The sequence below is a fragment of the Microthrixaceae bacterium genome (assembly GCA_023957975.1).
GTDB lineage: Bacteria > Actinomycetota > Acidimicrobiia > Acidimicrobiales > Microtrichaceae > JAMLGM01.
This window is the reverse complement of the sequence record JAMLGM010000002.1, coordinates 338742-358749: the sequence shown is the minus strand read 5'-3', so window position 1 is coordinate 358749 and position 20008 is coordinate 338742. Positions and strand designations below refer to the sequence as shown.

The window sequence follows — 20008 nt, the reverse complement described above, 5'->3', positions numbered from 1 at the left end:
CCCCTACTTCCCCGCGCCCGCTCCGCTGAACGCAGCGCGCACGGCCATGGCCTCTTTATCGCGGTAGTGCAGCATGGTCGTGAAGATCACGAAACCGAGGAACGTCACGACGGCGAAGACGAACGGGATCATCCGCTTGTTGCCGAGGTTACGCAACATGACCACGGTGACCTCGGAGGTGTCGTCGAGCGATTCGGCCGGAGGCGGGGTGCCGCCAGGCGGAACCACGTGTTGCACCGAACGAACCGCGGTCGCCGCCGCGTACATATCGGGGTTCTTCACCTGGAACACCGTGGCGACGCGGTGCCACGTGCGCTTGACCATCGAACTCTCGGTGATCGGCTCGCACGGTTCCTTGCCGCCGTACAGGAACACGTTCTTGATCAGATAGTCAGTGGTGTCGGTCTCGCCGTCGGCACCGGGGAACGCGTCGGCGTTCGCCAAGGCCGCATCGGCCGAGGCCTGCGCTTCGCCGCGTCGCGGATCCGACTCGGTCAACAGACACCAGTCGCCCAGCGGCGCATCGACCGCCTCACGAACACTGTTCGCATCGGCCCGCACGGCGTCGCGCAACGCGGTGCCGCCGCCGTTGATCAGCGCTTCGGTGGCGGAATCGGCGGCCACGGCATCGGGCGCCTTCTCGATCGCGTCCCGAGAGAGGTTCATCACCTCCGCGGTGGAAATAGTCGCCCACGGCTGCACAATCGTCTTCAGTTCGGTGATGGTCGCGGGCTCCCAGCCCTCGCCTTCAGCACCCTGAGCAAGCGCCGTGACCAACGGATATTGCGCCATGATCTCCGCCGCGTCGGGCAGATCGGCATGCGCCGGCAACTGCTCGGTCTGCGGAACCGCCACCATCGGATCGGCGCGATCGAAGTTGACGTCGGTGATCATCCACGCCGGAGCCCGACCGATCAGACCGATGCCGTAGATCGTCCAGATGATCCCCATCAGGAAACACCAGCCGAACGTCGCGCTCATCGAAATCAGAAAGCCGACACGGACACCCGTGTTGGTCATCAGAATCGTGTAGAGCGAGCCACCCCACACCAAGGTCGACACGACCACCACCATCACACCACGGATGGCGGGGTCGAACGCGACCGCCGAAAGTAGACCCAAGCCGTTCATCAGCCGTTTTCCTCCGATGCGTTGCTCGCCGGGCCCCCGGCCAAGAGACCCGCAGTCGCTCGTTCGACCGGGTTCTCAAGGGTGAGGCTGCGGGTGTAGGTCACCACGGCCCAGACCTGTTCGGGGGTGAAGACCCCAGCTGCGCCAAATCCGCCACGGTCGTTTTCGGCACCGTCGTTCGGGTTCAGGCCGAACCCGGGCATCTTGCCGGTACCCAGACCCACCGAACCGTAGGAGATTCCCTCCTCGGTGCCGGTATTCACCAGGTTGAACTGCTGGTTCTCGGTGAGGCGGTTCTCGATCCCGATCAGGTTGAACCCGAACGAACCGCGGCCGCTGATCTCCGCCGGCAGCCAGTCCTGGCCGAACGAGTGGCCCGGGGTGTGACAGCGAGCGCAGTTGAACGAGGTTCCGCCGAGCGTCGCCGAGTTTGCGTAGAACAGCACCTCGCCGAGATACCGCTCGTCTTCGAGGCTCATCCGCGTGTACTCCTCGCTCGTGGCGTCGAGCACCCCGTCGTTGAGTTCGCGATTCGCGATCATCCGGTTGTAGAGCTCCTCGTCGACACCCCTGACGTAGTCGTCCACGAGCGTGCGGACCTCTTCGGGGGTCTTCTGCACGGTCCACAGGTATTCGAGCACCGTGTCGAGCTGCTGGGTGGTGTTCGGGCCGCCGCCATCGACGCCCCACGCCGGCATCGGCGTTCCCGGACGGCCATAGGTGAGGATGTCTTTCACTTCCTGCACCGAGAACCGGTAGAAGATCGTGTCGAGCGCAGGAGCGGTCCACGACACCGTGTCGAGATACTGGCCGTTCTCGTCGGTGATGACGAACGACGCCACGCCGCCCGAGGCCGCGGTTCCGTGGCAGTTCACACACTGGGCACCTTCGACGTACAGGGTCTCGCCCCGGTGCTGGAAGATGTGGAGGCTGTCTTCATGGGCGCCTTCTTGGCGGCCGGGCTCGGCGAGCCAGTACGCCGGAAGCGTCACCACGGTGATGACCAAAAGCGCGACACAGGCCCACAACGCTGCGTTGAGACGCTTGCCCTCAAGCTCCTCGTCGTCGTAGTACTGCTTGCGGTTCGGAGCGAGTTCGATCTCGCTGCCGAGTTCGGCCTTGCCCTTGCGCATCTGCGCCAAGGCGAACGCCGCGCCGCCGGCGAAGATCACGAACGCGATCACATAGGCGATCGACCGCTGCGTTGTCATGAGCGCAATCATTGCGAGACGCTGCCTTTACTCTCGTGCCGTTGCATACCTGAAATCCTTGTTGGTCTCCGCAGCCGCATCAGATGCAGTGCGGGCCCTGAGCCTCTTGACCGGTCGTGTTGGTGCCGAGCGGGGGCCCCTGGACGATCATGCCGGTGTTCACCGTCAAGACGCCGTCCGCAGAGACCTCCATGGCGAAGCGGTCGAGACCGCGAGGCGCCGGGCCACCCTTACGCTCGCCCACCTGGTTGTACTGCGAACCGTGGCACGCGCACTCGAACCACTTCGAGGTGTCGCATGAGGGAACGCGGCACCCGAGGTGGACGCACTTCTGATACAGGGCCAAGATGCCCGCTTCCATGCCCGGCCACGACGGCTGCGAGCCGTACACGACCTGCCCCTTCGGAATGGCACTCTTCGGATATTCGACGAGCCACATGCGGCCCTCGGGGCGATACAGGAATCCGCCCTCGGTCTGGATCTCTCCGACCAGGTCGGTGATCTTGCCCATGCGCAGCTTCGAACCGAAACCGCCGGTGCGGAACGGCCACAGGAACACCGGGAACGACACCGTTGCGAACAAGGCGATGCCGAGGCCCATCAGCACGACGATCGAACGGTTGAGGAACTGACGTCGGGTGACGCCGAGGGTTTCCTCATCCGGGGCGACCCATACCGTCGGGGCGGTGGAGGCGGCCGGGACCGCCACCTCGCCACGGTCGGCGGACGCCGCACGCTCGATCTCCTTGCCGGTCACGCCGACGCTGATGAGCTCGCTGTCGTCGAGGCGCCGGGCCCTGTCGCGCTTGAGGGTCTCGCGGGAAAGCTGACCGGTCGCGGAACCGAGGTCCTTGCGACGGGATGCGGAGGCCACGAGCGCGATTGCAGCGACCACGATGATGACGATGGCGACGATGGCAAGTGGAGTCACGATTCACCTCGAATCGATTGCGGTGAGAATGTGGGGTGCGACATGTCGGGCGAACTCACAGGTCGAAGAAGATTCCGTCACGCCACGGAAGCGTGAAGTTGAACCCGGGACCACGGAAGAACGAACCGATCATCACCAGTGTCGCCCAGAAGAACAGGTGCACCGACATCAGGGCGACCGCGAACTTGCGGTCCTCCGGTCGGTTCGACGGGTTCTTGTCGACGTAGGGGGCGAGGATCAACAAGAAGATGCCCATGCCCGGAATGGTCACACCGGCGACCATCGGGTGGAACATGGTGAGCAACTCCTGAAGGCCGAGGAAGTACCAGGGAGCCTTCGACGGGTTCGGTGTCTTGTTGACGTCCGCGAGTTCGAGCAGCGGGGCGTTGACGAAGATCGAAAAGATCGTGGTGAACGCCAGAATGAACAGCGCCGCAGCGAATTCGACGACCAACAGGTGCGGCCACGTGTGGACCTTGTCCTGCGGCTTCGACTTCACGTCCTGGATCGACCCGGACTTGACGACCGTCAACAGGCGTTGGGTGTGGCCACCGGGACCCGCTGCGAGCGGCAGGGTCGGCGCGGCAACCGCGCCACCACCAGCCGCCGCCGGAGTGGCGGCCGCGGGAGCAGCCGCCTCGCCGCCGCCGGCCTTGGCCGCCTTGCGCGCTTGGCTTCGCTGCAACAGGTGAGCGGGGATTCGGCTATCGGATGGCGCCGCTGCGGCCGGCTCGGCCGCAGCCGCCTCGGCCGGAGCTTCGGCGCCCGACTTCGCCGCAGCCTTTTCCTTGGCCGCCTGCGCCCGCTTGAGGAGATGTTCTGGAATTTCCGTCATCGATCGTTACCTCGGCTTAGAGCGGTCCAGAGATTCCGCCATCCTTACGGACCCGCCAGAAGTGGATGGCCATGAAGATGACAGTGACGAATGGCATGAACAACACGTGCAGCACGTACCAGCGTATGAGCGTGTCGGTGCCGATCTCAGCACCGCCGAGCAGCACGAACCGGACCTCATTGCCGAGCACCGGCGTGTAGCCGATCATGTTCGTGCCCACCGTGACCGCCCACAGCGCGAGCTGATCCCACGGCAGCAGATAGCCGGTAAACGACAGCATCAGCGTCATCACCAACAGGATCACGCCGATCACCCAGTTGAACTCCCGCGGCGCTTTGTAGGCACCGTGGTAGAAGACGCGGGCCATGTGCAGGAACACCGTGATCACCATGATGTGCGCACCCCACCGGTGCATGTTCCGCACGAGGAGGCCGAAGGTGACCGAGGTCTGCAGTGCGTGGATGTCGTCCCACGCATTCACCGCGGTCGGACGGTAGAAGAACATCAAGAAGATGCCGGTCACCGTCAACAGGATGAACACGAAGAACGACAGGCCGCCCAGACACAGCGTGTAGCTGACCTTCACCGCGTGGCGCTTCACCTTCACCGGGTGCAGGTGGTACAGCACCGAGTTCATGATCACGTAGCTGCGGTTACGGGGGCTGTCGGAATAGCCCTTCCGGAAAATCGAACCCGGACGGAAGATCGAATTCCAAGCCTGGCTTCCCTGGACCTGTTCGGTCAGGTTCGAAACTGCCTGTTGTGCCCGTTGGGCCGGGCTTCCCTGCATGGTCTTTGCCACGGGGTGACTCCCTGTGTCGTCGAATCAGTGGGGTGGATGAGCTGATGGGAACGAATGTTGGATGAGAACGAATGGGTGCCGAAAGTCGTTCGGCGAGAATGTCTAGCCGAGGCGCATGCCGTAGCCATAACCGTGAGAGTTGGTGCGCCCGTGTGGGTCGCCGTCGGGACTGGGATCGCCGATCTTGCCCAGGATGATCACGCCGGTCGGGCAGCGATCGACGCACAGCGCACAGCGGGTGCACACGTCGTCGTCGATGAGGAAGATCACGTTGTCGGAGGGATCGAGGCCGGGCTGTTCGATGCCCACCGCTTCCTCGATGCTCGACGGGCTGACCATGTGGATGCACTTCCACGGGCAGATGTCGACACAGCCCTCGCACATGATGCACTCGGACTGATCGATGTGGATGAACTGCTTCGGCTTGACGGCCTTCGCCAGATAGTCGGCGTTGACCTCCTGCAGCACGTAGTCGGTTGCAAACTCCGGCATCGGGGGGTTCGCGTCGGTTGCGCCCATGTCGCCTCCTCGGTCCTGGTCCCGGTCCTAGCCCTTGGCCTTTGCCACGAGCGGACGGCCGTAGCTGGAAGTCGGCTCGACTGCCGCCGGGGCCTTTGCACGATTGTTCCAGAACCAACACACCCAGATGAACCCGCCGAGGCCGACTCCGTAGATGGCGACCGCCATGAAGTCGCGAAGGGTCTGCTTGGTGATCGTCAACGGGATGGCGGTCCACAAGCCGCCGGTGCCCAGCCAGTCCCACGTGCCCTCCGGGCCGATGATCTTCATGTCGGGACGCCAGCCGAGCTCGGCGTCCGCCCAGTTCAGGAACTCGTGGGGCACGACCCCGTAGAGCCAGAACAGCAGGAAGAACGAGTACGTGGCGCCGACCATCGCCTCGCCCCACGTGATGGGCTGGCTCTCCTTGCGGCGGTTGGCCACGGCGAAGAAGGGGATCATCGCCGCGATGAACACGATCACCGAGGTGATGTAACGAGCGCTGAACACGTGCGCTTCATCGAATCGACCGCGGTTGGGGCCATCGGCGAGCCACATCAAGAACGCAACACCGATAGGGAATGCGAGCAATGAAGCGATGATGAAGCCGACCGTCTTGCCCGCAACGTTCCAGATCTTCAACGCAAGCGCCTCCTCGTGAAACTTCTCACAAACTAGCGGGGTGCGAACCCCATACGCGTAGACGGTGGTTTATCACGCCCAGCGGGTCCTTGGCACATCCGAGCGGTGAAGTGGTGTCGCGAGGATGAGTTTTTCCGGCGACTCTCACAGCTACACCTCCCCCAACCTGTTCTCCGATAACCAGTGGTCGTGATCACGACCACTGGTTATCGGAGAACAGGCGGGGCGACGGTCGGCCCCAACTTTGGAACGTCGACCTCACCGGTGCGTAGACTGCTCCTCAGTTATGGGTCCGTGTGGCCAACCGTGATCCACGCGTCGCGAAGTGGCGCGATCACCCCACCCACACAACGACATGGCGCCGGAGGCAGCCTTGACCGAAATTCCTGAGCATCTCCTCGCCCGCAGCCGAGCCCGCCGTGCAGGCGGCGCCGCTCCCGCCGGCGATTCGGCACCGGCCAAGGCAGCCGAGTCCGCCGCAGCCACGACCGAGTCGGCAGCGGCCCCTGCGGCCGCGGCTGCGCCCGCTGCGGCAGCCAAGAAGAAGGAAGAGCCGAAGCTGCCGTGGGTCGAAGCGGCAACCGCTCGGCGCAAGGTACCGGTCTGGGCGGTCGGCGCGCTGGCGCTCTTGCCGATCTGGGCCGTCGTCTACGCGACCACCAACGATCCGCAATCCCCCAAGGTCTCCGGGCCGCTCACCAGCGGCGCCACGGCGTACTCCTCCTGTGCAGGCTGTCACGGCCAAACCGGCGGCGGCGGCGCGGGCCCGGCGCTCACCAACGTCGACGAGCTGTTCCCCGATCCGGCATCGCACGTGCGTTGGGTCCTGCTCGGCACCGCCGGCTATCAGTCCGAGGGCACACCGACCTACGGCGCCGACAACAAGCCCGTCGGCGGCGCAGGCAACATGCCCTCGCAGGTCGCGCTCGACTCCAGCGAACTGCTGTCGATCATCCGCCACGAGCGCGAGACGCTCGCCGGCGAGACCTACGACGAGCAGGCATGGCTCGACGCGGTCGAGGAACTCCTGAACGACCCGAATCCCGAGGTCAGCTCCAAGGCGGAGGAATACGGAGCCATCGTCGAAAGCTGGGCCAACTTCGCGCCGGGTTCGTGACCCGCTCGCACAAGTTCATCATCGTTCTCACTGCCGCCGTCCTGTACGGCGGCAGTGCCTGTTCCGGCGACGACTCGTCCAACGGCACCACGGTTCAAGCCACCCAGGAGGCGGCGCCGTCGATGGCGGATGTCACCCGCGATGCCGGGCTGGTGTTCCCGCCGTCGGTCAGCGATTTTCGCCTCGTCAACATCTCAGAGACCCAGATCGACCTGTCCTTTCAGATCGATGCCGACGAGGTGGCCACGTTCGCCGAGGAATCAGGGTTGACCCTCACCAGAGGTGAGCGGGCCATCAAGCACGCCTCACCGATCTGGCAGCTCGAGGTGTACGGCGAGTTCTCGGGGTCGGTCACCGCCTTCGGGAAGGTGCAACGGGCGGTCGAAGTCGTGGCCAACGAAGCCTTCGTCGCGCCGAGCACCACCGCCGGGCCGACCACGACGCGCGCCGACAGCGACGCCCCGACCAACGAGATGCCCGAGATCGCCCGCGACCCCGGGCGTTACACCGTTCGGGCCACCCTCACCCTCGGCTGACCCGCTTACCAGCCTGCCCGGGCTACGCCAGGTCGTCGAGGCGGATGCGGGCGCAGCGCTGCTCCGCCTCGGCCAGCGCCACCAGATCTCCGGCGGCCTGTGCCGCCTTGATCTGCTCAAATCCCAACGCGCTGCCCGGTACCGCCAACTCCTCGGCGCTGCGCAGAAACTGCAACACGACGATCTCCGACGGCCCGCCCTTGTGCAACTGCCCGGTCGAATGCAGAAACCGCGGGCCGAACCCCAGCGTGGTCACAAACCCGAGTTCGCGACCCAACCGCGAGCGGAGGGCCTCGAGCGCGTCGGCATCCGCACCACCGGGATCGACAAACCCGCACAATGCGATCGTGTCGCCGGGCACCGCCAGCTCCAAGCCCTCCTCCAGTGACAACTCCACCGGGTTCGCCGGCGCGGCACTGTCGAGCAGGGCGCGGGCCGCAACCTTCGCGCTCTCGACATCGGGCTGATCGAACGGATTCACCCCGAGCACCCGGCACGCCAGCGCAACCGCGTACTCCCACAGCACCACCTGGGCGCCGATGTCGGTCAGCTCCTCGAGCCCCAACTCGACGAGCGGAACGTCCATTTCCCGCAGACGTTCGATACCTGCAACCTCGCCGATCGTCACGACGATGCGGCGATCCGGGGTCGCCGCCACCACGTCGATCGCCTCGCCCACCACCGGGGTGATGCCGGTGCCGTGTTTGCCGCTCGACTCGGCGACGAGTTGCTCGAGCCACAGCGCGAACGACTCGATGCGAGGGTCGAGCGCGATGGTCAACAATTCGCGGCCATGCATCGCCGCACCGCCGAGCAGCGCGGCAAGCATCACCGCGATCGACGCCTCGGCACCGCCTGCGCCCTCCGCACCGTCAGCGCCCTCAGCACCGTCAGCGCCCTCAGCACCGTCTGCGTCCAACTCCACCGGCGTCAACGACTCCAGCGCCTCGATCGCCGCGTCGAGCATCGCCAGACCGTCAACGCCGAGCACCGCGGCAGGGACCATGCCGAACAACGACAACGCGGCGAACCGTCCGCCGATGTCGGGGTCGTTGCGAAACACGTGGGCGAACTCGCGCTCATCGGCGAGGCGCTCCAGCTCCGAACCAGGGTCGGTGATCACCGCGAAACGCTCGCGATCGCCCGACAGCGCCCAGAACAGCTCGAGATGCGAACGCGTCTCGAGGGTCGTGCCCGACTTCGACGCGGCGATGTAGAAGCAACGATTCGGGTCGGTGATCGACACCACCCGGCGGACGGCGTCGGCGTCGGTGCTGTCGAGCACGTGAAGGCGCGGACGGCCAGGGGCCGGGCCGAACGACGTGGCGAGCACCTCGGGAAACAGCGACGAACCGCCCATCCCGATCAGCACGACATCGTCGGCAAGCTCCGCGACCTCGTCCGCGAACCCGCTCAACACCTCCCAGAGATCACTCGACTCCTCGGGGGCGTCCAACCATCCCAGGCGGTTGGCGATCTCGTCCGGCTCGGGACCGAAGAGGGTGTGGTCTCGGTCTTGGAGCCGCTGCGCCGCGCCGTCCGCGACGAACCGGGCGACCTCGGCTGCAACCACGTCAGCCATGTCAGCGAATCGATACCGTGCACTCAACATGTCGATGTTCCCGTTGTCGTCGGATGGAGGCGAGTTCAGGTGAACCCGGGCGGGTTCAAACGAGTTCGGTGGCGGCCTGTGCCGCCGCCTCGATCGTACGCCGCACATCGGCGGGACCGTGCGCCAACGACGGGAACAGCACCTCATAGGGTCCGGGGGCGAGCGCGATTCCGCGACGCAACATCGCGTGGAACCATGCCGGGTACCGCCCGAGCGCCACCGACGCCTGCGCCTCGTCGTAGTTGGTGGGGTCGTGTTCGCCGAAGAACAACCCCACCAGTGGCCCGACGCGGGGCACCCGAGCGGCCACCCCGGCCGATGCGAACGCCTCGGCCAACCCGTCCGCCAGCGCCGTCGCTGTGGTCGTCAACTCCTCGTACCGGTCCGGCGTCATGAGTTCGAGCACCTTCAAACCCGCGGCCGTCGCCAACGGGTTCCCCGACAATGTGCCCGCCTGATAGACCGCGCCGAGCGGAGCGAGGTTGCTCATCAGCTCGACCGACCCACCGAAGGCCCCCACCGGCAGGCCACCGCCGATCACCTTGCCGAAGCTCCACAAGTCGGGGGTCACGCCGAACGCCGCGGTCGCCCCACCGGCGCCCAAGCGGAACCCCGTGATGACCTCGTCGAACATCAACAGCGCACCGACCCGGTCGCACTCGACGCGCAACGCTGCGAGGAACCCGTCCGCGGCGGGCACCAGCCCCATGTTGGCGGCCACCGGTTCGACGATCAGCACGGCGGTGTCGGCGTCGAGGGTCGGCACCACATTCCACGGCACGACCACGGTGTCGGCCACCGCTCCCGGCGTGACCCCGGCCGAATCGCTCAGCCCCTGATCGGCCACCCCCGAGCCACCCGCAGCGAGCAGCGAGTCGGAGTGACCGTGATAATGCCCGGCGAACTTGACCACCTTGGTTCGCCCCGTCGCGCCGCGGGCCACCCGCACCGCACTCATGACGGCCTCGGTGCCCGAGGACACCAACCGGATCATCTCGAGGCCCGGAACCCGTTCGACGATCGCCTCGGCCAACGCCACCTCGCCCGGGGTCGGCGCGCCGAAGGTGGTGCCACTCGTCGCTGCCGACCGAATCGTGTCGATGACCTCGGGGTGGGCATGGCCGAGAATCGACGCGCCGTAGCTCTGCACGTAGTCGATGAAACGATTGCCCTCGACGTCGACCACATATGCGCCCGACCCCTCGGCGATGAAATGCGGCGTGCCCCCAACCGAGCGGAACGCCCGAACCGGGGAATTCACCCCGCCCGGGATGACGGCACTTCCGCGGCGGAAGAGCGATTCGTTGGTATCGGTCGTCGTGTCGGTCATCGTGACCGTCCTCCTTGCAGCCAAGCGGCGCAGTCCTTTGCGAAATAGGTCACGATGGCGTCGGCCCCCGCCCGTTTGATCGCCACCAGTTGTTCGAGCGCCACCGCGTCGCCGTCGATCCAGCCGTTGGCGGCAGCAGCCTTGATCATCGAATACTCCCCCGACACGTGATAGGCGGCCAGCGGCACATCGGTGAGCTCCCGGGCCTTCGTCAACACGTCGAGATAGGTGACCGCCGGCTTCACCATCACCATGTCGGCGCCCTCGGCGAGATCGGCCCGGATCTCCTCCATCGACTCTCGCACGTTGTGGAGGTCCTGCTGGTAGGTCGTGCGGTCGCCGCCATCGGCGATGTGCACGTCGACGGCGTCGCGAAACGGCCCGTAGAGCGCCGATGCGTACTTCGCCGCGTACGCCAGGATCGCCACGTCGGCTTCGCCGGCCTCGTCGAGCGCAGCACGGATCGCTCGGACCTGGCCGTCCATCATCCCCGACGGCGCGCACACGTCGACCCCCGCGGCTGCCTGGGCCCGGGCCACCGCCGCGTACCGGTCGAGGGTCGCGTCGTTGTCCACCGATCCGTCGGAGCGAACGAGACCGCAATGGCCGTGATCGGTGTATTCGTCGAGGCACAGATCCGCCATCAACACGATCTGATCGCCGAAGCGATCACGCAGGTCGCGCAACGCGACCTGAACGATCCCGTCGGGGTCATCGGCGCCCGAGCCCACCGCGTCCTTGCGTTCGGGAACCCCGAACAACATCACCGCCGGCACACCGAGGTCGACGAGCTGGCCGACCTCGTCGATCATCGAGCGCCGATCGAGCTGGAACACCCCCGGCAACGAGGCGATCTCCACCGGCGAGTCGATGCCCTCGCGCACGAACAGCGGGGCGATGAGGTCGTTGGGGGTGAGCACGGTCTCGGCGACGAGCCGACGCATCGGGGCGCTTCGGCGAAGGCGACGCAGCCGTCGGTCGGGAAATTGGGAGGCTTCCACGCCCAGAGTCTACGAATGCCGGCGCCAGCACCGACCCGTTGGTGAGAAATCCCTCACGTCGCGACCCGAACGTGTCGATACACAGCAGATGAAGCGTCGCCATGTCGCACTCGCACTCGCACTTCCGCTCGCCATGGTGAGCGCCCCCGGCTGCATCCCGAGTACCCCCCCAGGCACCGTCCCACCGGTCACCGCGTCGCCTCAGGCGTCCAAGGTGCAGGCGTTCACCGCGTCGGCCTCGAGCGGCAAAGCCCCGCTGAGCATCGCCTTGTCGTGGTCGGTGTCCGGCACCGGGCCGCTGACCTGTGAGCTCGACACCGACGGCAACGGGTCGGTCGACATCACCATCACCGACTGTCCGAGCACCGGAAGCCGGCCAACCACGCTGCGTTCGGTCGGCACCCACACCCCCGTCATCCGGGTCTCCGGCCCCGGCGGGATCGCCACCAGGACCACCACGATCACCACCAGCGCGGCGGCACCCGACCCCTTCAACATCGACATCGTCCCCCTCGAGGGCGCCGGCGCGTACCAGAGCGAGATCGACGCAGCAGTCGCGCGATGGGAGGCGGTCATCCGCAACGGCCTCGACGACTCGGTCCTGAAACTGCCCGCCAATTACTGCCGGATCGACGGTCGGCCGGCCGAGGACTTGAGCGTCGACGACCTCGCGATCGAGATCAAGATCGCGCCCGACGACGGCCCGGGCGGACGCCTCGGCAGCGCCGGATTCTGTTACGCAGACGGCGGCATGCCCCGATACGGGGCCATCAACCTCGACGTCGACGACGTCGCTCGACTCCGCGCCAGCGGCCGTCTCGTCGACACCCTCACCCACGAAATCGGCCACGTGCTCGGCATCGGCACCGCGTGGAATTTCGGCGGCCGCACCCTGTTGGTCGGCGCCGGTTCGGGCGACCCGCGCTTCAGCGGGCCCGTCGCCGTCGCCGCCTGGGCCACCCTCGGCGGCTCCGCTGCGGTGCCGGTCGAAAGCGAGGGTGGCGAGGGCACCGCGGATGCCCACTGGCGCGAATCCACCTTCGACGACGAGTTGATGACCGGTTGGCTGTCCGGGCCGGTGCGCCCGCTCAGCATCGTGACGGTCGCGTCGCTCGCCGACCTCGGCTATTCGGTCGACCTCAACGGCGCCGATCCGTTCTCGACCGCCCCATCGATGCGAGCGTTCGGCCTCCACGGCGAGCGCCACGACGAAGTCGCCCACGTGGAGTTGTTCAACCCACAAAACCGCCCCTGACCACGAGTCAGGTCGGGCGCACCGCCAGCGTCGAAATGATCCCGCGGTGATCGCTGCCCGGCGTGTCGGTGTCGCGCACCTCAACCGCCCAGGCGCCCTCGCTCAGCAACACGTGATCGAGGCGCATGATCGGCCCCAGCCAGCGCAACGGCACCACCGGCGAGGTCCACGAACGAGACAACCCCTGGCCGAGTTGGCCGTGGGCCTCGGTCAACCCCCGATCGAGCAGACGCCGAAACGGCCCGTGCCACACCGTGCTGTTGAAGTCGCCGGCGAACACCATCGCAAGACCATCGCGCGCCTCCACCTCGCGCCCGACGGCGTCGAGATTGGCCCGCCACTTGTGGCGATCATCTCGATTCTTCGGCGCCTGAATGTGCACCGTATGCACCCGCACCTGAGCGTCGCCCACCTGCACCGTGGCCCACGGAACGCCCATCCTGGCGAGATTCGACACCCCCGAATCGACCACCGGCAACCTGGTCAGCAACATCTCGCCGAAGGGCCTGCCGCGCCAATACACCTCCGTGTCGTACCGCTCGAACACCCCCGCCTCCTCAAGCGCCGCCCGCAGCGGATCGGTCATCTCGTTGAGCACGACCACGTCGGTGTCGACCTCCATGACCTTTGCGGCCATCTCGTCCACCCGTTCGCTTCGATACAGCACGTTCGCGCTGTACATCGTGAACGTGGGGGCGTCGCGCACCCATCCGGGTGCGGTCTCGGCGGTGGCGGCGGGCACACAGAACCACAGGTGCGACACCGCCACGAACGCAGCGACCGCGGCCATGCCCCATCGCCGGCCGAGGACCGCACCGACGAGAATCGGCCACGCCGGAGCCAACAACACCATCTGAAAGCCGGTCAACACCAACGTCGGAGACGGCCGGCTCAACCCGAAGTGAATCCACAGGCTCACCAGCACCATCGGCACGAGGCTCGCCCAGGCGAGCACCCGCACCACCGTCCATGCCCCATCGGGACGCGGCAACACCGCCAACACCGATCCCATCGCCGTCAGCGCTCGACCGGGTCCGACGCCGCGCCAGCCGCGCCAGCCGCGCCAGCCCCGCCAGCCGCGGCGGCACCTCCACCCCCGACGGCATCGATCACCGTCTCGACGAGGCCATCGAGGTCGTGCACCGCGCTTTCGACCACGCGTCCGAACCCGGCCTCGAGCGCCGTCGCCGCGGTGAGCGGTCCGATGGCCACGGCCGTTCGCGGCCACGAGTCGGCGGGCACCCCGGCGACGAACCCCTTCACCGCCGATGACGACGCGAACGCCACCGCGTCGGCACGGGCGATGTCGGCGCGCCGCGAGTCGTCGAGCGTCGCCGGCACCGTGCGGTAGGCGGCGACGACGTCGACCTCCCACCCGGCGTCACGCAACCCCGCCACCGTCACCTCCCGGGCCGTCGCAGCCTGAGCCACCAGCACCCGGCCCCCACCCTCCGGGGCGGGCGGAAACGCCTCGAGCAACCCCTCGGCCACGTACCGCGCCGGGATCAGATCCGGTTCGATCCTCGCCGAGCGAAACACCTCGGCGGTCCCCGGCCCGATCACCGCAACCCCGACCCCGGCGAGGCGACGCACATCGCCGAGCGCGTCGAGCACGCGGGTCGCCCCGTTCGGCGAGGTCACCACCAGCCAGTCGTAGCCGTCGATCCGTTCCAGCGCAGCGGCCAACGCCGATCCCCCATCGGCCGGATCGTGAATCTCGATCGTCGCCACCCCCACGACCGCGGCTCCCGCATCGCTCAACCGTTGCGTGAGACGCGAGGCCTGATGTGCGGCGCGAGTCACCACCACGGTGCGCCCGAACAGCGGACGGTCGGTGAACCAGTCGAGCGCGTCGCCCGCCACGTCGCCCACCACGATCACCGAGGGCGCCGCCAGCTTCTGCTCGGCGATCGTCGCCAGGGTCGCGCGCACCACGCTCTGTTCGGGGCGAGTCCCCCACCGCACCGCCGCCGCAGGGGTGTCCGGGGACAGCCCCCCGGCGAGCAGGCGTTCGGAGATCTGCGCGATGTTCGCAACCCCCATCAACACCACGATCGTCCCGCCGACCTTCGCGATCGATTCCCAGTCGACATCGGTTCGGCCCTTGGTCGGGTCTTCGTGGCCCGTCACCACCGTGAACGACGTCGACGAGTACCGGCGGGTCACCGGGATGCCCGCGTAGGCGGGAGCGGCGATCGCGGACGTGATCCCCGGCACCACCTCGGCGGCGATCCCGGCTTCGCGCAGCACCGCAAGCTCCTCGGCACCTCGGGCGAACACGAACGGGTCCCCGCCCTTGAGACGCACCACCGTGGCGGAGCCGCGACCGTGTTCGACGAGCAGCTGGTTGATCCGATCCTGGCTGACGCTGTGCCCGCCCGATCCGTGCTTGCCGACGTTCACCCGAAGCGCATCCGGCGGGGCGAGATCGAGCAGCGACACCGCCGACAACCGGTCATAGATCACGACATCGGCCCGACGCAGCACCTCGGCCCCGCGAACGGTGAGCAATCCGGGATCACCGGGGCCAGCGCCAACGAGGTAGACGGTCATGATCGTGGGTTTAGCGGAGCTCGACCCGTTGCGACAGCTCGTGCGCCGCGTTTGTGCCCATCTCGACAGGATCTTCACCGACGAGCTCGGTTCGACACACCTCACCCGTTTCGACCGCCAACAGCATCGCCCGGAGGCGCACCGCACCGTCGACGAGCGTTGCGTACGCCCCGGCCGGAAGCTCACAATCGCCGCCGAGGGTCTCGAGAAACGAACGCTCCGCCGTCACACACCTTCGAGTGTCGGCGTGGTCGAGCTGCGCGACCAACGCCGTCAGGTCGGTGTCGTCGGCACGGGTCTCCACCGCCAACGCCGCCTGACCGACCTGCGGAATCATCGTGTCGACCCCCAACCGGTCGACCACCTCGGGGGTTCGGCCCAGCCGATCGAGCGCGGCTGCCGCCACCACGATCGCGTCCACCTCACCCACCTTCGCCAGCCGGGTATCGATGTTGCCGCGAAGCTCGACGAAGCCAAGGTCGGGCCGCAACGCAGCGAGTTGGGCCCGCCGTCGCGCCGAACCCGTCGCCACCGTCGCACCCGCCGCCAGGTCATCGAGGCGAACCCCCACGAGCGCGTCGCGAGGGTCGGCCCGTTCGGGAAGCGCAGCGATGACCAGCCCATCGGGCGTCAACGCCGGGAGATCCTTGGCCGAATGCACCGCCAGATCGGCGCGGCCATCGAGCACCGCCGCCTGCACCTCCTTGACGAACACCCCCTTGCCGCCGATCGCCGACAGTGCGACGTCGAGGCGCCGGTCGCCCTCGGTGCTCACCGTCACCAGCTCGACCTCAGGCAGCAGGCCACGGGCCTCCGCCTGCACCGCCAACAGCTCGGCGACGTGATTCGCCTGCCACAGCGCCAGCGCTGACGCGCGTGTTGCGATGCGGAGGGTAATCGTGTGGGGCAGCCGCATCGACGCTACTCCGACAGGCCGAACAGCTCGCGCAACGTCCCGACGAGACGATCGCCCCGCGGCGATCCCGCCGAACTCTTCAACGCCAGGATCGGCTCGTGCAACAACTTGCCCACCGTCGAGTTCAACAGCGCGTCGACCGCCGCGAGTTGCTCGTCGTCGAGCGAGGCGAACTTGGAGGCGTGGCGATCGCGCTCGGCGGCGACGATCTGTTCGGTCCGCCGACGCAACTCGACGATCAACGGCGCAACCTCTCGTGCGGAGGTCTCCGACAAGAACCGGTCGAGCTGCTCCTCGACGAGCAGGCGCACCGCCGGGATCTCGCGACGTCGCTTCGACAGGCCCTCGGCGGCGAACCGCGACAACGCGTCCATATCGAGCAGTGACACCCCGGGGATCTGCGACACCTCCGGCTCGACATCGCGCGGCATCGCGATGTCGACCAGCAACAATTCCCGTCCCTCGCGAACCGCCATCGCGTCTTCGAGTTCTCGATACGACAGAACGTGACGCGGTGCCGCGGTGGCGAAGAACACCGCGTCGACCGTCGCCAACACCGAATGCAGTTGATCGAGTCCGCCGCTGCGGCTCACCGCCGCGCCCAACTGCGCGCCGCGGCCCGGGGTGCGGTTCAACACGATGATCTCGTCCGCACCGTCGGCGGCCAGGAAGTCGACCACCCCGCGGGCCATCGACCCCGCACCGACCACCGCCGCGGTCCGGCCGGGAAACCCGCCGAGGTGCCGCTCGGCCATGATCACCGAGGCATGGCTCACCGACGTGACGTGACGCGAAATCGCGGTCTCGTTGCGCGCCCGCTTACCGACCTCGACCGCGTTGCGAAACAGCAGGTTCAGCGTCGGACCGACCGAGCCGACCTCCTGAGCCGCCTGCCAGGCGTTTCGCACCTGCCCGAGAATCTCGTGTTCGCCGATCACCACCGAATCGAGGCCGGCAGCGACGTCGAACAGGTGGCGGACCGCGTCGGCATCGTGGGTGACGACGAGCGAATCGACGAACTCCTCGGGCAGCAGGAACGTCACGTCGCTGATGAAGTTGCGCACGTCCTGATAGCCACCATGGAACTTCTCGGCGCTCACCACGATCTCGACGCGGTTACACGTCGACAGGATCACGGCCTCATTGATGTGGTCGCGCTCGACGAGGTCACCGAGATATTTGGCGAGCTGCGCCTCGTCGAACGACAGTCGTTCAAGCAGGGCGAGCGGCGCACTTCGATGTGTTGCTCCGATTGCCACGATGGTGGACACGGCATCACCTGGGCCTTCCTCGGGGTGTCAGGAACCCATGGGGAGTATTGAACACCGTGTCAAGGAGCCGATCAAAACGGTGCCCCGAACGGCTTGGCTGTTCGGCGGTCACGAGTCGGCTGTCACGAGTCGGCGGTGTCGCGACGCTCCTGATAGAAGCTGAGAATCTGCAACTCCACCGCCAGGTCGACTTTTCGCACCTGAACGTCGACCGGGGTGGCGATCGTCGTCGGCGCGAAGTTCAAAATGGAGGTGATGCCCGCCTCGACCATGCGGTCCGCCACGTCTTGGGCCGCAGCCGCCGGCGTGGCGATGATCCCGATACTGATGCCGTGTTCGGCCACCAACGCCGCCAGGTCTTCAACCGGGGAGATCGTGATTCCATAGAGCTCCGTTCCGACCTTGTCCGGGTCGGCGTCCACGAGGGCCGAAATCACAAAGCCCCGGTCGCTGAACCCGCCGTAGTTGGCGAGGGCCTGACCGAGATTTCCCAACCCGACGATCGCACACGGCCAGTCGTGGGTAAGCCCGAGTTGGGCCCGGATGTGGCGCAGCAGGTACTCGACCTCGTAGCCGACCCCGCGGGTGCCGTACGACCCGAAATAACTCAGATCCTTGCGAACCTTGGCAGCGTTGACCCCGGCGAGTTCCGCCAAGCCCTCCGATGACACCGTCGCCATGCCGTCGTCCACCAGTTCCTGCAGACTCCGCAGGTACAGCGGCAGGCGTGACACGGTTGCCTCGGGGATCGAGTGTTCCGACGATCCACCCACGACGCCCAAGCTAGCGATCTCGTGCACGAATTCACAATGTGGCGAGACGCCACGGAACGCCGCCGACGGCGCGAACCTTCAGCGCAGCGCCCGCCGAAGCACCTTTCCGCCGAGGCCGACCGGCACCTCGTCGACGAACCACACCTTGTCCGGGCACTTGTAACGGGCGAGGTGATCCGCGCAGTACGCCACCACCTCGTCCTCCTCGATCGAAGACCCCTTCACCCCCACCACATAGGCCTTCACGGCCTCACCCGAATAGGGGTGAGGAACCCCCACCACCGCACATGCATCGATCGACGGATGGGTGATCAGCACCTCTTCCACCTCGGCCGGATAGACGTTGAACCCCGACACGATGATGAGGTCCTTCACCCGATCGACCAGGTAGATGAAGCCGTCGTCGTCGACGGTCGCCACATCGCCGGTGTGCAACCATCCGTCGGCATCGATCACCGACGCGGTCGCCGCATCGTCGTTCCAATAGCCCTTGAACACGTTCGGCCCGCGAACCAACAGTTCCCCCGGGTCTCCGATCAACACGTCGTCGCCCGACTCGTCGATCAGGCGCACCTCAAGGCCCGGCACCGGCACTCCGACCGACCCGTACGGCGCATCGGTGCCCATGGACGCGGTAACGATCGGCGACGCCTCGGTCAGGCCGTATCCCTCCTGAATCCGCACCCCGAATCGCGCCTCGAACGCCCGTCCGGTCTCCTCCGGTAGGCGCGCCGCGCCCGACACCGCCACCCGAATCGAGTTGAACGAATCCGGCGAAACCCCCCGCATGTTCGCAAAGGCCGACCACATCGTCGGCGGCCCCGTCACCACCGTGACCCCGTGCTTCTCGATCGCTTCGATCGCAGAGACCGGGTCGAACCGCTCGATCAACAGCACCCGGGCGCCGATGGCGAACGCCAGGCCCAACACGACGTTGAGCCCGAAGATGTGAAACATCGGCAAGATGCCGAAGAACACGTCGTCAGCGGTGTAGGCGTTCTCGCGAATCGACAGCGCCTGAGCGATGTTCGACCTCAGATTGCCGTGGGTCAACATGGCGGCCTTCGGGGCGCCGGCCGTCCCGCTGGTGAACACCATCAACGCCACGTCATCGTCGTCGCGTTCGACGATCGGCGCCGGATCCGACTCCGCGAGGTCGTCGAAGGTCAACCCGCCGTCGGGGAGAAACCCACAACCGATGACGACGTCCACCGACGTGAGCGGGTTGTCCTCGGCCTGTTCGAATACCGAGCGTGCCGTCGGCCCCACCACCGCCGCCCGTGCCGACACCGTCGAAAGCTGGGCGACCAACTCGACCGGAGGGCTCAACGGATTGAGCGGCACCGCGATCATGCCGGCCCCGACCGCGGCCAGGTACGACGCGACGAAATAGATGTTGTTGCCGCAGATGATGGCGACCCGATCTCCCGGAACCAACCCCTGCGCAGCCAACCCGCCCCGCACTCCTGCGACCAGCGAACCCAACTCGCCATAGGTCGTCGGGCGACCGCGACTGATCAACGCGACGTTGTCAGGGTCATGACGATCGAAGATGGCTGCAAGGTTCACAGCGCCTCCCCACGGTTCGGGCGTT

The 20008-nt window shown here is 66.8% G+C and carries 19 protein-coding genes; 3 read left to right on the top strand and 16 right to left on the bottom strand.

The genetic code is table 11. From position 1 onward, the window contains the following. Nucleotides 1-3 precede the first annotated feature (3 nt). From M9952_04370 to M9952_04340, 7 genes are all read right to left on the bottom strand, one after another. Nucleotides 4-1131 carry a hypothetical protein gene (locus M9952_04370; GenBank protein MCO5312157.1) on the bottom strand — a complete coding sequence of 376 codons (1128 nt, stop codon included), beginning with the start codon at nucleotides 1129-1131 and terminating at the stop codon, nucleotides 4-6. After that, nucleotides 1131-2342 (bottom strand): c-type cytochrome, encoded by a 1212-nt coding sequence (locus tag M9952_04365; GenBank protein ID MCO5312156.1) that lies wholly within the window; start codon nucleotides 2340-2342, stop codon nucleotides 1131-1133. The genes M9952_04370 and M9952_04365 overlap by 1 nt, the downstream gene beginning before the upstream one ends. Before the next feature lie 79 nt (nucleotides 2343-2421). After that, nucleotides 2422-3273 carry a Rieske 2Fe-2S domain-containing protein gene (locus M9952_04360; GenBank protein ID MCO5312155.1) on the bottom strand — a complete coding sequence of 284 codons (852 nt, stop codon included), beginning with the start codon at nucleotides 3271-3273 and terminating at the stop codon, nucleotides 2422-2424. A gap of 55 nt (nucleotides 3274-3328) precedes the next feature. Beyond that, complete coding sequence (locus M9952_04355) at nucleotides 3329-4108, bottom strand: menaquinol-cytochrome c reductase cytochrome b subunit (GenBank protein MCO5312154.1); 780 nt, start codon at nucleotides 4106-4108, stop codon at nucleotides 3329-3331. 16 nt (nucleotides 4109-4124) lie between these two features. Further along, nucleotides 4125-4910 carry a cytochrome b N-terminal domain-containing protein gene (locus M9952_04350; protein ID MCO5312153.1) on the bottom strand — a complete coding sequence of 262 codons (786 nt, stop codon included), beginning with the start codon at nucleotides 4908-4910 and terminating at the stop codon, nucleotides 4125-4127. Nucleotides 4911-5012: 102 nt separating this feature from the next. Then, nucleotides 5013-5429 (bottom strand): 4Fe-4S binding protein, encoded by a 417-nt coding sequence (locus tag M9952_04345; GenBank protein MCO5312152.1) that lies wholly within the window; start codon nucleotides 5427-5429, stop codon nucleotides 5013-5015. A gap of 27 nt (nucleotides 5430-5456) precedes the next feature. Next, nucleotides 5457-6050, bottom strand: coding sequence for a hypothetical protein (locus M9952_04340; protein ID MCO5312151.1), 594 nt, complete (start codon nucleotides 6048-6050; stop codon nucleotides 5457-5459). A 373-nt stretch (nucleotides 6051-6423) separates the two neighbouring features. On the opposite strand from M9952_04340, the gene M9952_04335 reads away from it, so the two are divergent. After that, nucleotides 6424-7167, top strand: a complete 744-nt coding sequence (locus tag M9952_04335) for a hypothetical protein (protein MCO5312150.1) — start codon at nucleotides 6424-6426, stop codon at nucleotides 7165-7167. After that, nucleotides 7164-7703, top strand: a complete 540-nt coding sequence (locus M9952_04330; GenBank protein MCO5312149.1) for a hypothetical protein — start codon at nucleotides 7164-7166, stop codon at nucleotides 7701-7703. Before M9952_04335 ends, M9952_04330 begins: the two co-directional genes overlap by 4 nt. 22 nt (nucleotides 7704-7725) lie before the next feature. On the opposite strand, the gene M9952_04325 is transcribed toward M9952_04330, so the two are convergent. The 3 genes from M9952_04325 to hemB all read right to left on the bottom strand — a co-directional run bounded on the left by M9952_04325 (nucleotide 7726) and on the right by hemB (nucleotide 11646). After that, nucleotides 7726-9285, bottom strand: coding sequence for a hypothetical protein (locus M9952_04325; GenBank protein ID MCO5312148.1), 1560 nt, complete (start codon nucleotides 9283-9285; stop codon nucleotides 7726-7728). Nucleotides 9286-9370: 85 nt separating this feature from the next. Continuing rightward, entirely contained in the window at nucleotides 9371-10645 is a 1275-nt protein-coding gene (locus M9952_04320) for a glutamate-1-semialdehyde 2,1-aminomutase (protein ID MCO5312147.1), read from the bottom strand. After that, nucleotides 10642-11646 carry a porphobilinogen synthase gene (gene hemB, locus M9952_04315; protein ID MCO5312146.1) on the bottom strand — a complete coding sequence of 335 codons (1005 nt, stop codon included), beginning with the start codon at nucleotides 11644-11646 and terminating at the stop codon, nucleotides 10642-10644. Before hemB ends, M9952_04320 begins: the two co-directional genes overlap by 4 nt. Before the next feature lie 88 nt (nucleotides 11647-11734). Between hemB and M9952_04310 the strand changes: the two genes are divergently transcribed. Further along, the gene (locus M9952_04310; protein ID MCO5312145.1) at nucleotides 11735-12901 is read left to right on the top strand and encodes a hypothetical protein; all 1167 of its coding nucleotides are present in this window, start codon (nucleotides 11735-11737) and stop codon (nucleotides 12899-12901) included. Between the two features lie 7 nt (nucleotides 12902-12908). On the opposite strand, the gene M9952_04305 is transcribed toward M9952_04310, so the two are convergent. From M9952_04305 to M9952_04280, 6 genes are all read right to left on the bottom strand, one after another. Beyond that, nucleotides 12909-13913 (bottom strand): endonuclease/exonuclease/phosphatase family protein, encoded by a 1005-nt coding sequence (locus M9952_04305; protein MCO5312144.1) that lies wholly within the window; start codon nucleotides 13911-13913, stop codon nucleotides 12909-12911. A gap of 5 nt (nucleotides 13914-13918) precedes the next feature. Beyond that, a complete protein-coding gene (gene cobA / locus M9952_04300) occupies nucleotides 13919-15454 on the bottom strand; it encodes a uroporphyrinogen-III C-methyltransferase (protein MCO5312143.1) in 1536 nt (511 codons plus the stop codon). 10 nt (nucleotides 15455-15464) lie between these two features. Next, complete coding sequence (hemC, locus tag M9952_04295; protein MCO5312142.1) at nucleotides 15465-16370, bottom strand: hydroxymethylbilane synthase; 906 nt, start codon at nucleotides 16368-16370, stop codon at nucleotides 15465-15467. 5 nt (nucleotides 16371-16375) lie between these two features. Continuing rightward, on the bottom strand, nucleotides 16376-17641 hold the full coding sequence (gene hemA, locus M9952_04290; protein MCO5312141.1) for a glutamyl-tRNA reductase: 1266 nt from the start codon (nucleotides 17639-17641) through the stop codon (nucleotides 16376-16378). Nucleotides 17642-17763: 122 nt separating this feature from the next. Beyond that, entirely contained in the window at nucleotides 17764-18414 is a 651-nt protein-coding gene (locus M9952_04285; GenBank protein ID MCO5312140.1) for a redox-sensing transcriptional repressor Rex, read from the bottom strand. 78 nt (nucleotides 18415-18492) lie between these two features. Further along, nucleotides 18493-19983, bottom strand: a complete 1491-nt coding sequence (locus M9952_04280; protein MCO5312139.1) for a long-chain fatty acid--CoA ligase — start codon at nucleotides 19981-19983, stop codon at nucleotides 18493-18495. Nucleotides 19984-20008 lie beyond the last annotated feature (25 nt).